The organism is Haemophilus sp. HN_Hi16 (genome assembly GCF_049823435.1).
GTDB classification, from domain to species: domain Bacteria; phylum Pseudomonadota; class Gammaproteobacteria; order Enterobacterales; family Pasteurellaceae; genus Haemophilus; species Haemophilus influenzae_D.
Genome location: NZ_CP187500.1, coordinates 1,440,806 through 1,455,320, shown reverse-complemented (window position 1 = coordinate 1,455,320; position 14,515 = coordinate 1,440,806). Strand labels below are relative to the sequence as shown.

Annotated in this window: 15 protein-coding genes and 1 tRNA gene; 12 read left to right on the top strand and 4 right to left on the bottom strand. The window is 38.0% G+C overall.

The features are described 5' to 3' along the window. Nucleotides 1-145 precede the first annotated feature (145 nt). The 4 genes from ACPT9C_RS07235 to infB all read left to right on the top strand — a co-directional run bounded on the left by ACPT9C_RS07235 (nucleotide 146) and on the right by infB (nucleotide 4,953). A tRNA-Met gene (locus ACPT9C_RS07235) sits at nucleotides 146-222 on the top strand. Nucleotides 223-444: 222 nt separating this feature from the next. Then, nucleotides 445-900 carry a ribosome maturation factor RimP gene (gene rimP, locus ACPT9C_RS07230; protein WP_050949238.1) on the top strand — a complete coding sequence of 152 codons (456 nt, stop codon included), beginning with the start codon at nucleotides 445-447 and terminating at the stop codon, nucleotides 898-900. A gap of 16 nt (nucleotides 901-916) precedes the next feature. Continuing rightward, nucleotides 917-2,407 (top strand): transcription termination factor NusA, encoded by a 1,491-nt coding sequence (nusA, locus tag ACPT9C_RS07225; protein ID WP_021035153.1) that lies wholly within the window; start codon nucleotides 917-919, stop codon nucleotides 2,405-2,407. Nucleotides 2,408-2,418: 11 nt separating this feature from the next. Then, complete coding sequence (gene infB, locus ACPT9C_RS07220) at nucleotides 2,419-4,953, top strand: translation initiation factor IF-2 (RefSeq protein WP_050949237.1); 2,535 nt, start codon at nucleotides 2,419-2,421, stop codon at nucleotides 4,951-4,953. 342 nt (nucleotides 4,954-5,295) lie between these two features. Here infB and ACPT9C_RS07215 read toward each other — a convergent pair whose 3' ends face one another. The 3 genes from ACPT9C_RS07215 to asnS form a co-directional block, all read right to left on the bottom strand. Next, nucleotides 5,296-5,778, bottom strand: coding sequence for a YbhB/YbcL family Raf kinase inhibitor-like protein (locus tag ACPT9C_RS07215; RefSeq protein WP_230304878.1), 483 nt, complete (start codon nucleotides 5,776-5,778; stop codon nucleotides 5,296-5,298). 252 nt (nucleotides 5,779-6,030) lie between these two features. Then, a complete protein-coding gene (gene can / locus ACPT9C_RS07210; protein ID WP_050949236.1) occupies nucleotides 6,031-6,726 on the bottom strand; it encodes a carbonate dehydratase in 696 nt (231 codons plus the stop codon). A gap of 75 nt (nucleotides 6,727-6,801) precedes the next feature. Beyond that, nucleotides 6,802-8,205: an asparagine--tRNA ligase gene (asnS, locus tag ACPT9C_RS07205; protein WP_050949235.1), complete on the bottom strand. Its 1,404-nt coding sequence runs from the start codon at nucleotides 8,203-8,205 to the stop codon at nucleotides 6,802-6,804. Between the two features lie 226 nt (nucleotides 8,206-8,431). Here asnS and ribH point away from each other — a divergent pair, with 226 nt between their 5' ends. From ribH to dapB, 6 genes are all read left to right on the top strand, one after another. After that, a complete protein-coding gene (ribH, locus tag ACPT9C_RS07200) occupies nucleotides 8,432-8,905 on the top strand; it encodes a 6,7-dimethyl-8-ribityllumazine synthase (protein WP_050949234.1) in 474 nt (157 codons plus the stop codon). Between the two features lie 3 nt (nucleotides 8,906-8,908). Continuing rightward, nucleotides 8,909-9,343 (top strand): transcription antitermination factor NusB, encoded by a 435-nt coding sequence (gene nusB, locus ACPT9C_RS07195; protein WP_050949233.1) that lies wholly within the window; start codon nucleotides 8,909-8,911, stop codon nucleotides 9,341-9,343. Nucleotides 9,344-9,409: 66 nt separating this feature from the next. Continuing rightward, nucleotides 9,410-10,396 carry a thiamine-phosphate kinase gene (gene thiL, locus ACPT9C_RS07190; protein ID WP_050949232.1) on the top strand — a complete coding sequence of 329 codons (987 nt, stop codon included), beginning with the start codon at nucleotides 9,410-9,412 and terminating at the stop codon, nucleotides 10,394-10,396. Continuing rightward, the gene (locus ACPT9C_RS07185; RefSeq protein ID WP_050949231.1) at nucleotides 10,393-10,884 is read left to right on the top strand and encodes a phosphatidylglycerophosphatase A family protein; all 492 of its coding nucleotides are present in this window, start codon (nucleotides 10,393-10,395) and stop codon (nucleotides 10,882-10,884) included. The genes thiL and ACPT9C_RS07185 overlap by 4 nt, the downstream gene beginning before the upstream one ends. Continuing rightward, nucleotides 10,884-11,513 carry a LysE family transporter gene (locus ACPT9C_RS07180; RefSeq protein WP_050949230.1) on the top strand — a complete coding sequence of 210 codons (630 nt, stop codon included), beginning with the start codon at nucleotides 10,884-10,886 and terminating at the stop codon, nucleotides 11,511-11,513. Before ACPT9C_RS07185 ends, ACPT9C_RS07180 begins: the two co-directional genes overlap by 1 nt. Nucleotides 11,514-11,529: 16 nt before the next feature. Further along, nucleotides 11,530-12,342 carry a 4-hydroxy-tetrahydrodipicolinate reductase gene (gene dapB / locus ACPT9C_RS07175; protein ID WP_050949229.1) on the top strand — a complete coding sequence of 271 codons (813 nt, stop codon included), beginning with the start codon at nucleotides 11,530-11,532 and terminating at the stop codon, nucleotides 12,340-12,342. Here the strand turns inward: dapB and yfaE are convergent. Then, nucleotides 12,337-12,585, bottom strand: a complete 249-nt coding sequence (gene yfaE, locus ACPT9C_RS07170; protein WP_050949228.1) for a class I ribonucleotide reductase maintenance protein YfaE — start codon at nucleotides 12,583-12,585, stop codon at nucleotides 12,337-12,339. The two genes, dapB and yfaE, sit on opposite strands and share 6 nt — an antisense overlap. Nucleotides 12,586-12,630: 45 nt before the next feature. On the opposite strand from yfaE, the gene ACPT9C_RS07165 reads away from it, so the two are divergent. Both ACPT9C_RS07165 and pheS read left to right on the top strand, forming a co-directional pair. After that, nucleotides 12,631-13,356 carry a hypothetical protein gene (locus ACPT9C_RS07165; RefSeq protein ID WP_050949227.1) on the top strand — a complete coding sequence of 242 codons (726 nt, stop codon included), beginning with the start codon at nucleotides 12,631-12,633 and terminating at the stop codon, nucleotides 13,354-13,356. A gap of 149 nt (nucleotides 13,357-13,505) precedes the next feature. Beyond that, nucleotides 13,506-14,495 carry a phenylalanine--tRNA ligase subunit alpha gene (pheS, locus tag ACPT9C_RS07160; RefSeq protein WP_021035163.1) on the top strand — a complete coding sequence of 330 codons (990 nt, stop codon included), beginning with the start codon at nucleotides 13,506-13,508 and terminating at the stop codon, nucleotides 14,493-14,495. Nucleotides 14,496-14,515: the final 20 nt, after the last annotated feature.

Genomic DNA, 14,515 nt, shown 5'->3' with positions numbered 1-14,515 from the left:
TTTTTCTAACCAGTATTTTCTTTTATATAAAAAAGATTACTTTTAGGAGATATATTGTTAATTTTATTAAATTGTTATCCCAATGATTTTACAAAATTCCTTGCATATTAAATTTTTATCACTATAATGTCGCACATGTTTCGGACGCGGGGTGGAGCAGCTTGGTAGCTCGTCGGGCTCATAACCCGAAGGTCGTTGGTTCAAATCCAGCCCCCGCAACCAATAATAAGTTCAGTAAAAGAACCCCAGTTTTGGGGTTTTTTTCTATAAGAAATTTAGTAACTGGGCTTAGGTTCTTATGAACCTAACCCTTTTTTTATGCCTGAGATTTAATAAACTATCTTCTTACTATTACTAAAATAGAGGAGATAAGTATTGTTTAGGATAAGGTTTCATAAGGTTATGATATAGTGCAATGAATTGCACCTTATATAGGAGTAGAAATTGGCTACGTTAGAACAAAATTTACAAGAAATGCTACAAGATGCAGTAGAAGATTTAGGCTGTGAATTGTGGGGAATTGAGTGTCAGCGTGCGGGGCGTTTTATGACGGTGCGTTTATTTATAGATAAAGATGATGGTGTGACGGTTGATGATTGTGCTGATATAAGTCGTCAAGTGAGTGCGATTTTAGACGTGGAAGATCCAATTGCGGATAAATACAATCTAGAAGTGTCGTCACCAGGTTTAGATCGTCCGCTATTTACCTTACTACAATTTGAACGTTATATTGGGCAAGATATCGCAGTACATTTGCGAATTCCAGTGATGGAACGCCGTAAATGGCAAGGTAAGTTAGAGCGTATTGAAAAGGATATGATTACTTTAATCGTTGATGATCAAGAACAAATTTTAGTCTTTGGAAACATTCAAAAAGCGAATGTTGTTGCAAAATTTTAAAAGGAGAAAAAGAGAAATGAGTAAAGAAATTTTACTAGCGGCAGAAGCTGTATCCAATGAAAAATTATTACCACGTGAGAAAATTTTTGAAGCATTGGAGAGTGCGATTGCGATTTCTACTAAGAAGAAGTTTGAATATGAAACCGATATTCGCGTTTCAATTAATCCAAAAACAGGGGAATTTGATACTTTTCGCCGTTGGTTAGTCGTAGATGAAGTAAAAGTACCAACGAAGGAAATTACTTTGGAAGCGGCGCAATTTGATGATCCAAATTTGCAACTTGGAGAGTATGTAGAAGATCAAATTGAATCTATTGCGTTTGACCGTATTGCAATGCAAACGGCACGTCAAGTTATTAGCACTAAAATTCGTGAAGCTGAACGTGCAAAAGTGGTTGAACAATTTCGTGAAGAAGAAGGAAAAATTGTAACAGGCACCGTAAAAAAAGTAAGTCGAGACAGTATTATTTTAGACCTTGGCAATAAAGCGGAAGCGATGATTGCACGTGAAGATATGTTACCACGTGAAAACTTCCGTCCGGGAGATCGTGTTCGTGGGGTACTTTATAAAGTGAATCCTGAAGGCAAAACTGCACAATTATTTGTGACACGTTCTAAACCAGAAATGTTGATCGAATTATTCCGTATTGAAGTGCCTGAAATTGGCGAAGAAATGATTGAAATTCGTGGTGCAGCTCGTGATGCGGGTTCTCGTGCTAAAATCGCGGTAAAATCAAATGATAAACGTATCGATCCTGTTGGTGCTTGTGTAGGAATGCGTGGTGCACGTGTTCAGGCAATTACCAATGAACTTGGCGGTGAACGAGTTGATATTGTACTTTGGGATGATAATCCAGCGCAATTTGTGATCAATGCAATGGCACCTGCGGATGTGTCTTCTATTATTGTTGATGAAGATAATCATTCTATGGATATTGCCGTTGAAGCAGCTAACCTTGCGCAAGCAATTGGTCGTAATGGTCAAAACGTGCGTTTAGCAACACAATTAACGGGTTGGACACTAAACGTAATGACGACCGATGAGTTAAACACAAAACATCAAGCAGAAGATAACAAAGTGTTAAACTTATTTATGAATGCCTTAGAACTTGATGAAGAATTTGCTCAAATCCTTGTGGAAGAAGGTTTCACAAGTTTAGAAGAAATTGCTTATGTGCCAATGAATGAATTGACAGCAATTGATGGTTTAGAAGATGAAGATCTTGTTGAAGAACTTCAAACCCGTGCTAAAAATGCGATTACAGCCGCAGCAGTAGCTGAAGAAGAAGCTCTGAAAAAAGCGAATGTTGAAGATCGTTTATTGAATTTAGAGGGAATGAATCGTCACGTTGCGATCAAACTAGCAGAAAAACAAATTACCACCCTTGAAGAACTCGCAGAACAAGGCGTTGATGATTTAACTGATATTGAAGAATTAACCGCAGAAGAGGCCGCAGATTTAATTATGGCTGCACGTAATATTTGTTGGTTTGGCGAAGAAGAATAAGGAGAGCTGTAATGACTGAAGATGTAAAGGCTGATGTGCCAAAAAAATTAAGCATTCAACGCAGAACAAAAACTACAGTGAGTGGTACAACAACGAGTGGAAAAAGTAAAGCTGTACAAGTAGAAGTACGTAAAAAACGCACAGTAAAAACCGATATTGCTCAACAAGAAGAAGCAAAATTAAAAGCACAGCAAGAAGCGGAAGCGAAAAAAATTGCTGAACAAAAAGCGGCAGAAGAAAAAGCTCGTTTAGAAGCTGAAAAAGCGGCAACTAAGAAAGAAGCTGATGAAAAATCAAAAGCTGAAAAAGCGAAAGCAGAAACCGCTAAGCCAGCAAAAAGTGCGGTAGATTCTAAAGCTAAATTTGTTGATCCTGAAAAAGAGAAACGTAAAGCAGAAGAAGCTGAACTTCGCCGTAAAGCTGAAGAAGTGGCTCGTCAAAAAGCAGAAGAACAAGCTCGTCGTGCAGCAGAAGAAGCTAAACGTTATGCTGAAGCAGATGATTCAGACAATGAATCTTCTTCAGAAGACTATTCTGATTACAATTTAAGTTCAAGATATGCACTTGAAGCAGAAGATGAAGAAGATCGTCGTAATGAAAATCGTGGTCGAGGTAAAAATAAAGTAGCAAAAGCAAAAAAAGGCGGTCGTGACGATGAAAATAGCAAAAACTCGAAAAACGAGCGCGAATCTAATCGTAAAAATCAAAAAGATGCTAAGTTTGGTAAAGGTAAAAATGGAAAAAAAGGCACCGCACTTCAACAAGCCTTTACTAAACCAGTTCAAGTAGTAAAAGCAGATGTTGTGATTGGCGAAACCATTACCGTTGCAGAACTTGCGAACAAAATGTCGGTGAAAGCGACAGAAATTATTAAAGTGATGATGAAAATGGGTGAAATGGTCACCATCAACCAAGTTATCGATCAAGAAGCCGCTCAATTAGTAGCGGAAGAACTTGGTCATAAAGTAATTCTTCGCAATGAAAATGAGCTTGAAGAAGCGGTATTAGGTGATCGCGATGTAAATGCGGAAAAAGTAACGCGTGCGCCAGTTGTAACTATTATGGGACACGTTGATCACGGTAAAACTTCTTTACTCGACTATATTCGTAAAGCGAAAGTGGCTGCAGGCGAAGCAGGTGGTATTACTCAACATATCGGTGCGTATCACGTAGAAATGGATGATGGCAAAATGATCACTTTCTTGGATACTCCAGGACATGCTGCCTTTACTTCTATGCGTGCGCGTGGTGCAAAAGCAACAGATATTGTTGTTCTTGTTGTTGCTGCCGATGATGGTGTGATGCCTCAAACTATCGAAGCGATTCAACACGCAAAAGCAGCAGGTGCGCCTTTAGTGGTTGCAGTAAATAAAATCGATAAACCAGAAGCAAATCCAGACCGTGTTGAGCAAGAATTATTACAACATGATGTCATTTCTGAAAAATTCGGTGGCGATGTGCAATTTGTCCCAGTATCTGCGAAGAAAGGTACAGGAGTTGATGATTTATTAGATGCTATCCTACTTCAATCAGAAGTGCTTGAATTGACTGCTGTAAAAGACGGCATGGCAAGTGGTGTAGTCATTGAATCTTATTTGGATAAAGGTCGTGGCCCCGTGGCAACTATCTTGGTTCAATCAGGTACGCTACGTAAAGGCGACATCGTACTTTGTGGTTTTGAATACGGCCGTGTACGTGCAATGCGTGATGAAAACGGAAAAGAAGTTGATGAAGCTGGTCCTTCAATTCCAGTTGAATTATTAGGTCTTTCAGGTGTGCCTGCAGCGGGGGATGAAACAACCGTTGTACGTGATGAGAAAAAAGCACGTGAAGTGGCGTTATATCGTCAAGGTAAATTCCGTGAAGTTAAATTAGCTCGTCAGCAAAAAGCGAAACTTGAAAATATGTTTAGCAATATGTCTGAAGGCGATGTGGCTGAATTGAACGTCATTGTGAAAGCCGACGTACAAGGCTCTGTAGAAGCGATTGTTCAAGCATTAAATGAACTTTCTACTAATGAAGTAAAAGTTAAAGTTGTTGGTTCAGGTGTAGGTGGTATTACTGAAACTGATGCAACTTTAGCGGCAGCATCTAATGCCATCATTGTTGGCTTTAATGTTCGTGCGGATGCAACAGCTCGTCGTGTCATTGAGGCAGAAAACATTGATTTACATTACTACTCAATCATTTATGAATTGTTGAATGAAATTAAAGCCGCAATGAGCGGTATGTTAGAGCCTGAATTTAAACAAGAAATTATTGGCTTAGCTGAAGTTCGTGATGTATTCCGTCATCCGAAATTTGGTGCAATCGCAGGCTGTATGGTAACCGAGGGGGTAGTGAAACGTAACAACCCAATCCGTGTATTACGTGACAACGTCGTTATCTTTGAAGGGGAATTAGAATCTCTTCGTCGTTTCAAAGATGATGTATCTGAAGTTCGTAACGGTATGGAATGTGGTATCGGCGTGAAAAACTACAACGATGTAAAAGTCGGCGACCAAATCGAGGTGTTTGAAGTGGTTGAGGTTAAGCGTTCAATCTAACCTTTAACAAAACAAAGGGCGGTTAAAAATATCATAATTTTTAACTGCTCTTTTTATTATAAATAATCATATCAAAAGCTATAAATCAGTTAAATTCTTCGCAATCTTCTCCATCTATTATTTGATTACATAACTGAACGATAATTTTATCTGTATAGGTAGCAGATTATTCTAAATGCTCCTTCATTTAAAAATTGGGAGAGTGTTTAGCATAATTTAGAACACTCATAAAAAATTACTTAAAATGACCGCACTTTTACAAGGAATTTTTATGCCCATTCGTCCTAATCTTGCTGAAAAAAATACCATTATACAAAGACATAAATTGAAACTAGATAAATCCTATTTTACGCAACCTGCCGTTATTTGGGTTAGGCGTGGTAGAAAAATTTTGCGTTGGATAAATGGAGAGAAAATTATCCAAGCTGGTGTATCTGCCGCCACATTTGGCAGGGTTTCTACACTTACCGCTGTGACTTTAATTTCGTAACGATGTTTTTGTCCTTCGGGTGGACAAGCTCCGCCAAAGCCTGGTACGCCAAAATCAGTGCGGGTTTGTAGTGCATCTTGTGGTAAATTAGTACCATCAGCTTTAATACCTTCAGGAAGAGTAGTCGTATTTGCTGGAATATTTGCAACGACCCAATGCATCCAGCCAATGCCTGTTGGTGCATCTTTATCATAGATCGTTACTACAAAACTTTTCGTCCCTTTCGGGGCATTCGCCCAAGAAATTGCTGGTGACAGATTTCCTCCATTGCAACCAAAACCATAAGATGTACCAGCAATAAGCGAACAAAATACGCTTGAGATCATTTTTTTCATAATTTTCCCTTTTCTGATGTACATGAGGTATCAGTATAGGAAATCTTATTAACTAAAATTGTGCAAAAACGCTCAAATGTTTTTTATTTCTGATATGGTTTGCAAATTTTCGGGAAAATTAGCTTCTTTTTTATTTTATCCACTATCGTTTTTCTCGACCTAAACTTATAAAATCTGCTGAAATAAAAAGACATTACAAGCAATAAAATTCTACAATAGATAAATGAAATTCTAGTGGAAATATTGCAAGTATCAATTTGCTGTTGGTTCAATATGATCTTTTTTCAAAATATTTTCTTCATCAAGTATGGATAAACGAGCGATAGCGTTTCGATAGGAAATTTCAAGGGTTTCTCTACTGGTTGCCATTACACCTTGATCCACTAAAAATCCATCATTTACGTCATATACCCAGCCGTGCAATGAGAGTTTTTGTCCTCGTTCCCAAGCACTTTTGACAATTGATGTGCGACCTAGATTGTAAACCTGTTCCGCTACGTTAATTTTAGTTAGCATATCGGCACGTTTTTCTGGGGAAAGTTTACCGAGAAGATGTCCGTGTTTAAACCAAATATCGCGAATATGAAGGAGCCAGTTGTTGATAAGCCCTAAATCTTTATCTGCCATAGCAGCGTGAATTCCCCCGCAGTTGGTGTGACCACAGATAATAATATGTTCGATTTTAAGTACATCGACGGCATATTGCACAACAGAAAGGCAATTAAAATCTGTGTGAATTACTTGGTTAGCAACATTACGGTGAACAAAAAGCTCGCCCGGTTCAAGATTTGTCAATTTTTCAGCAGGCACACGGCTATCAGAGCAACCAATCCAAAGGTAATGTGGCGTTTGATGATCCGCAAGCTCTTTGAAGTAAGTCGAATTTTCTTCTTTCATTCTTTTCGCCCAACTATAATTGTTGGCAAAGAGTTGTTTAATTTTATCCATTTTGCTTTCCTTAAAATTCTGAAAAAATTGACCGCACTTTGGCGTAAGTGCGGTCAATATTAACGTTAAATTGAATTAGAAATTCGCATTTCTTGGTGCACGTGGGAATGGAATTACATCACGAATGTTTTGCACGCCAGTTACATAGACGATTAGGCGTTCAAAACCAAGACCAAAACCAGAATGTGGAACGCTACCATATTTACGAAGATCGCGATACCACCAATAATCATCTGGATTTAATCCCATTTCTTCCATACGTTTATCAAGCACCTCTAAACGTTCTTCACGTTGTGAACCACCGATGATTTCACCAATTCCCGGTGCTAACACGTCCATTGCTGCCACCGTTTTTCCATCGTTATTTAAACGCATATAGAATGCTTTAATGTCTTTTGGATAGTTTTTCACCACAACCGGTGATTTGAAATATTCTTCCGCCAAGAAACGTTCGTGTTCAGAAGAAAGATCGATACCCCAAGAAACAGGGAATTCAAATTTTTTACCAGATTTTAATAACACATCAATGGCATCAGTATAGTCAATTTGTGCAAAATCTGAGTTTACAAAGTTTTCTAGACGCGTAATAACATCTTTATCTACATGTTTTTCAAAGAATTGTAAGTCGTCTTTACGCTCTGCTAACACTGCACGGAATACGTATTTCAACATATCTTCGGCAAGTTTTGCGTTATCCTCTAACGTTGCAAATGCTACTTCGGGTTCAACCATCCAGAATTCAGCTAAGTGACGGGTGGTATTCGAGTTTTCCGCACGGAATGTTGGGCCAAAAGTATAAATTTTACTTAATGCACAAGCATAGGTTTCGCCATTTAACTGACCTGAAACCGTTAAAAATGATTCTTTACCGAAGAAATCTTGGCTGAAATCCACTTTTCCATTTTCATCACGTGGAAGATTTTCTAAATCTAGTGTTGAAACACGGAACATTTCACCCGCACCTTCAGTATCTGATGCAGTAATTAATGGAGTTGCCACCCAGTAGAAACCTTGTTCGTGGAAGAAACGATGAATTGCTTGAGATAAGCAATGGCGAACACGCGCAACTGCACCAATAATATTGGTACGAGGGCGTAAGTGAGCTACTTCGCGTAAATATTCAATAGAGTGGCGTTTTGCTGCCATTGGGTAAGTATCTGGATCTTCAACAAACCCTGTCACTTCCACTTTTTCTGCTTGTAATTCAACCGCTTGTCCTTCTGCAGGAGATTCAACGATTTTACCTGTTATAATCACAGAACAGCCTGTTGTTAAACGTAAAATTTCGTTTTCGTAATTTTCAATATCGTTATTAATAATCGCTTGAATTGGATCAAAACAAGAACCGTCATAAACTGCTAAGAAAGATAAGCCTGCTTTAGAATCGCGGCGGGTACGCACCCAACCACGTACAGTGACGGTTTCGCCAATCGCCACTTTTCCTCGTAATACATCAACAATCGATGCCACTTTAGACATATTAAACCTCTGTAACTAAATGTAATTCATTTAAAATGACCGATAGTTTACCTTAATAAAGGAAATTTTCCATAAAAATATAGTATTGGTGCGGTCTATGAACAATAAAATAGCCTTAAAAATGAGCCCTAAATAAAATAGGGTAAAGCCTTATTAATATTGAATATATGCGATTTTATGCTAAAATCTCGGGTCAAAATCATTATGGCTAATAATAGGAAAAAATATGAAAGTTTTAGAAGGCTCAGTCGCAGCACCTAATGCAAAAGTTGCAGTAGCAATTGCTCGTTTTAACAGTTTTATTAATGAAAGTTTATTAGAAGGTGCAATTGATGCATTAAAACGTATCGGCCAAGTGAAAGATGAAAATATCACTATCGTGCGTGCTCCTGGTGCCTATGAATTGCCATTAGTTGCTCGTCGTTTAGCCGAAAGTAAAAAATTTGATGCGATTGTGGCATTAGGTACAGTTATCCGTGGTGGTACAGCACACTTTGAATATGTAGCAGGGGAAGCAAGCAACGGTTTAGGAAAAGTTGCAATGGATGCTGAAATCCCAGTCGCTTTTGGCGTATTAACCACAGAAAATATTGAGCAAGCAATTGAACGTGCTGGCACTAAAGCAGGTAATAAAGGTGCAGAAGCAGCCTTAACAGCACTTGAAATGGTTAATCTTATTCAACAAATTGATGCGGCATAAACCATGACAGAACAAAAACAAGTGAAAAAGCCTTCTGCTCGTCGTCGTGCGCGTGAATGTACTGTTCAAGCCTTGTATTCTTGGGCAATATCCGGCAATACTGTAGAACAAGTGGAATTAGCCTTTGTGTTAGATCAAGATATGGATGGGGTAGATAAACCTTACTTCCGTAAATTATTTCGTCAAACAGTAGAAAATATTGAAACCGTTGATTTTTCAATTTCGCCTTATACTGACCGCGCTTTTGATGAGCTTGATCCTATTGAAACGGCAATTTTGCGTTTAGCCGTTTATGAATTGCGCTTCGAGTTAGATGTGCCATATAAAGTGGTTATCAATGAAGCGATTGAAGTGGCAAAAGTCTTCGGTGCAGATGAAAGCCATAAATATATCAATGGCGTACTTGATAAAATCGCACCCGCATTAGGGCGTAAATAATCCTTTTAAACTGAAAATGGCACGCGTTTTTAACGCGTGCCTTTTCTTTAATAAGATAGGTGAAAAATGGCAATGGGTGAATTTGATTTAATTAAAGGATATTTTCAGCAACAAATATTAGTTGATGATTTTGTACAATTGTCTATTGGCGACGATTGTGCGCTGGTTTCTATTCCTGAGAATTATCAGCTTGCCATTACGACGGATACAATGGTGGAAAATACGCATTTTTTACCAAGTATTTCTCCTGAAGATTTAGCTTACAAAGCCGTTGCAACAAATTTAAGCGATCTTGCTGCAATGGGGGCTTTGCCAAAATGGGTTTCTCTGGCATTAACTTTGCCAAATGTAGATGAAAATTGGCTTTCAACATTTAGCCAAAGTTTATTGCATACATTAAAACAATACAACGTCACATTAATTGGTGGCGATACTACAAAAGGTAACTTATCTATTACCATTACAGCACAAGGTCTTGTTGAAAAAGGGAAGGCGATTTGTCGGCATAAAGCACAAATCGGCGATTTAATTTATGTTTCAGGTACTTTAGGCGATAGCGCAGCAGGTTTAACACAAATTTTATCGGGCAAAAGTGCGGTTGATTCTGATGATGTTTTTTTGCAACAACGACATCTTAGACCCACACCTAGAATTGAACTTGGACGGGTGTTAATTGATATTGCCCATGCAGCCATTGATCTTTCCGATGGGTTAATCTCTGATTTAGGGCATATTCTTGAACGAAGCCAATGTAGTGCCGAAGTTGAACTTTCTTCATTACCTCTTTCATCAGCGATTTTGAATAAATATGATCGCGTTCAAGCGGAACAATTTGCCTTAACTGGCGGAGAAGATTATGAACTTTGTTTTACTATTCCGACAGAATCTAAAGATGAATTAGAATTACGCTTGAAAAAACTGAATGTGTCTTGTACTTGCATTGGCAAGATCACAGAAAAGTGCGGCGACTTTTCGCCTCGTTTTTTACGTGATGGAAAACCTGTGAATATAACTTTTTCAAGTGGTTTCGATCATTTTAAGGAATCAAAATGACAGAAAATAATCCTCTTAAAAAAATCTCTCTTTTAAATCCTATTCATTTGCTTGCCGTTGGTTTTGGATCGGGCTTAATTCATCCTGCTCCAGGCACGTGGGGGAGTTTAGCCGGAACAATTTTAGGCGTGATTTTACTTTCCTTATTAGGCTTAAAAACCTTTTTAATTTTTACCGCACTTTGTTTTCTACTCGGTTGCTACCTTTGTCAAAAAACCGCAGCAGATATGGGTGTGCATGATCATGGTTCTATCGTCTGGGATGAATTTGTCGGTGTATTTATTGTATTAACGGCGATCCCGTCATTATCTTGGCAATGGATTTTGGCTGCTTTTGCGTTATTTCGTTTTTTCGATATTTTAAAACCGTTCCCAATTCGTTATTTTGACGAAAAACTCGAAAGTGGTTTTGGCATTATGGTCGATGATGTATTAGCGGCAATTTATGCCGTGATTGTCGTATTTGCAATTCAGTATTGGATGTTGTGATGCTAAATTTAATCATAGTGCATTTATTTGGCTTAATGACGCCAGGCCCTGATTTCTTCTATGTAAGCCGAATGGCGGCAAGTAACTCTCGTCGTAATACAGTTTGTGGTATTTTAGGCATAACGCTTGGCGTCGCTTTTTGGGGAATGCTTTCTATGTTGGGATTGGCGGTGTTGTTCGTTACCATTCCAGCATTACATGGCGTGATTATGTTTCTAGGTGGTAGTTACTTAGCATATCTCGGTTTTTTAATGGCTCGCAGTAAAAAACACGCTCAATTTGAACCGCACTCTACAACAGAATTCAATCAACAAACCACGATCAAAAAAGAAATTGTGAAAGGGCTTTTAGTGAATTTATCCAATGCAAAAGTCGTGGTGTATTTTAGTAGCGTGATGTCGCTTGTCTTAGTAAATATCACTGAAATGTGGCAAATTATCTTGGCTTTTATGGTAATTGTGGTTGAAACATTTTGTTATTTTTATGTGATTTCATTGATTTTTTCACGTAATATTGCCAAGCGTTTATATAGTCAATACAGCCGTTATATTGATAATATGGCGGGTATTGTATTTTTATTTTTTGGTTGTGTGCTTGTCTATAATGGCATCAACGAAATAATTCATTAATAAAAAAGGAAGTAACATGACATTAAAAATTGCAATCGCTGGTGCTGGCGGAAGAATGGGGCGTCAATTAATTCAAGCGGTTCATTCTGCGGAAAGCGTAGAACTAGGAGCGGCTTTTGAACGCAAAGGATCATCTTTAGTCGGAACAGATGCGGGAGAATTGGCAGGAATTGGTCAAATTGGTGTAATAGTTTCGGACGATCTTGAATGCCAAAAAAATAAATTCGATTTATTAATAGATTTTACTCGCCCAGAAGGCACCCTTGAACATATTGCATTTTGTGTAGCGAATAATAAAAAAATGGTGATCGGTACAACTGGTTTTGATGAAAATGGTAAAGTAGCGATTAAAGCAGCTTCAGATAAAATTGCTATTGTGTTTGCATCAAATTTCAGTGTTGGTGTGAATTTAGTCTTCAAGCTTTTAGAAAAAGCGGCAAAAGTGATGGGGGATTATTGCGATATTGAAGTGATCGAAGCACATCATCGCCACAAAGTGGACGCACCTTCTGGCACCGCACTTTCTATGGGGGAACATATCGCGAAAACCTTAGGTCGTGATTTAAAAACTCACGGAGTGTTCTGCCGTGAAGGAATTACAGGCGAACGTAAACGTGATGAAATTGGTTTTTCAACTATTCGTGCTTCGGATGTGGTGGGGGAACACACGGTTTGGTTTGCTGATATTGGCGAGCGTGTAGAAATTTCCCATAAAGCATCAAGCCGTATGACTTTCGCTAATGGCGCAGTGCGTGCTGGTAAATGGTTAGAAAATAAGGCGAATGGCTTATTTGATATGACCGATGTATTAGATTTAAATAATTTATAAATCAAGTTCAATATCGCTTTCTACTTGACAGCAACAAAGTAGAATTTCATCGGGTTGTAGAAAGGCAAGGGGCATTTCTTTATAAGACACCTTGCCTTTTTTAATCTTCACACGACAAGAACCACAATAGCCACTGCGGCATTGATATTCATGATGAATATTATTTTTCTCGAGATGATCGAGTAAACTTGTTTCATTATTAAATTCTAATGTGGTGTTATGGCGGATAAGGTGGATTTTCATAATAACGATATGTTGAAATTTGTCGTGCCATTATATAAGGAAAATATGAAATTATTGATAAAAACTTCACTTAGTCAGTGGATTTGTTTGAATTTTGTTAAAATGCTATGTTTTATAACCGCACTTTTTATTACGGCTTGTAGCTCTATCAGTAAAACTCCAGTGAAATCTGTGGATGTTTATATCAAACCTTATTATTCTGCTGAAAATGGAAAAGCAGAAAATGTATTTGTACATAAAGAAATCGATCCTATGTTACGTGAAAATACGCTAAAAGGTTATAAAAGTGCGGTAAAATTTGTAGAAGAAAATCCTGCTCGTATTTCCCCAATCACAATGTTCACATTAGCCGCTCGGGCTTATGATTTTGGCTTAAGAGATGAAGCGGTTACTTGGTTTTATCGTGGACAAAACCGTTTGATCACCGCACTTTATGTATTGGATTTACCAAAACAAACGGTACAGGATAATACAGGATTCAGCCACGTAGTAGGGCAGTTTGTTAATGCTTATGCGTTTTGTGATTTTGATAAACAAAGTCGTGCTGCAGGAAATGCGGTGAAATGGACAATTACTCATCCTTATGAAGTGATTTTCTTACCAGCATTGCCCTCAAAATTTGCAGATCGTAGAAAAGCATTAAAAGAAGCTGAGGAAAAATTAGTTCAACGTTTACAGGAACAAGCACGTTTTTTTGGCAATCCAAAAAATAAAGAAAAATGGCAAAAAGAGCGGTCAGAAAATTTTGTGAATGAACGATTTTGTTGGTAACAAGACAAAATGGAATAGCGATAAGGTTATTCCATTTTTATTTTTGATAAACCAATGATTTTTCGTATTATTCTTTTACTTTTTAAGGACTTGGTATTATCATTACTCGGTTTTTTTATTTTATAGAGAAAAGAGAAGCAGGGGAAACTATGCAACATCTGAACGAGCTTGTTGAGAAAGCGAAATTAGCGATTGAATCCATTCAGGATAAAAGTTTAACGGCTTTGGATGAAATCCGTGTCGAATATTTTGGTAAGAAAGGGCATTTTACTCAATTAATGCAAGAATTGCGTAATGTGTCAGCAGAAGAACGTCCGGCTATGGGCGCAAAAATTAACGAAGCAAAACAAGCTGCGTTAGAATTTTTAAATGCAAAAAAAACGGAGTGGGAACAGGCTGAACTTAACGCAAAATTAGAAAAAGAACGTGTTGATGTCAGTTTACCTGGTCGCAAAGTTGAAACTGGTGGCTTACACCCAGTTACTATGACGATTAATCGTGTAACAAAATTTTTCTCAGAACTTGGCTTTTCAGTTGAAAATGGCCCTGAAATTGAAAGTGATTATTACAACTTCGATGCGTTAAATATTCCTAAACATCACCCAGCACGTGCCGATCACGATACTTTCTGGTTTAATCCAGAATTATTACTTCGCACCCAAACTTCTGGCGTGCAAATTCGTACTATGGAAAAAATGCAGCCACCAATTCGCATTATGGCTCCGGGACGTGTATATCGTAATGACTACGATCAAACCCACACGCCAATGTTCCACCAAATTGAACTACTTTATGTGGATAAAAAAGCAAATTTCACAGAATTGAAAGGCTTATTACACGATTTCTTACGCGCTTTCTTTGAAGAAGATTTACAAGTGCGTTTCCGTCCATCTTATTTCCCGTTTACTGAACCTTCAGCCGAAGTGGATGTGATGGGTAAAAACGGTAAATGGTTAGAAGTGTTGGGCTGTGGTATGGTGCACCCAAATGTGTTGCGTAACGTTGGTATTGATCCGAATGAATATTCTGGTTTTGCCGTGGGAATGGGCGTTGAGCGTTTAACAATGTTACGTTATAACGTCACAGATTTACGTTCGTTCTTTGAAAACGACTTACGTTTTTTAAAACAATTTAAGTAATTTCTCGGATTAGAATTAAA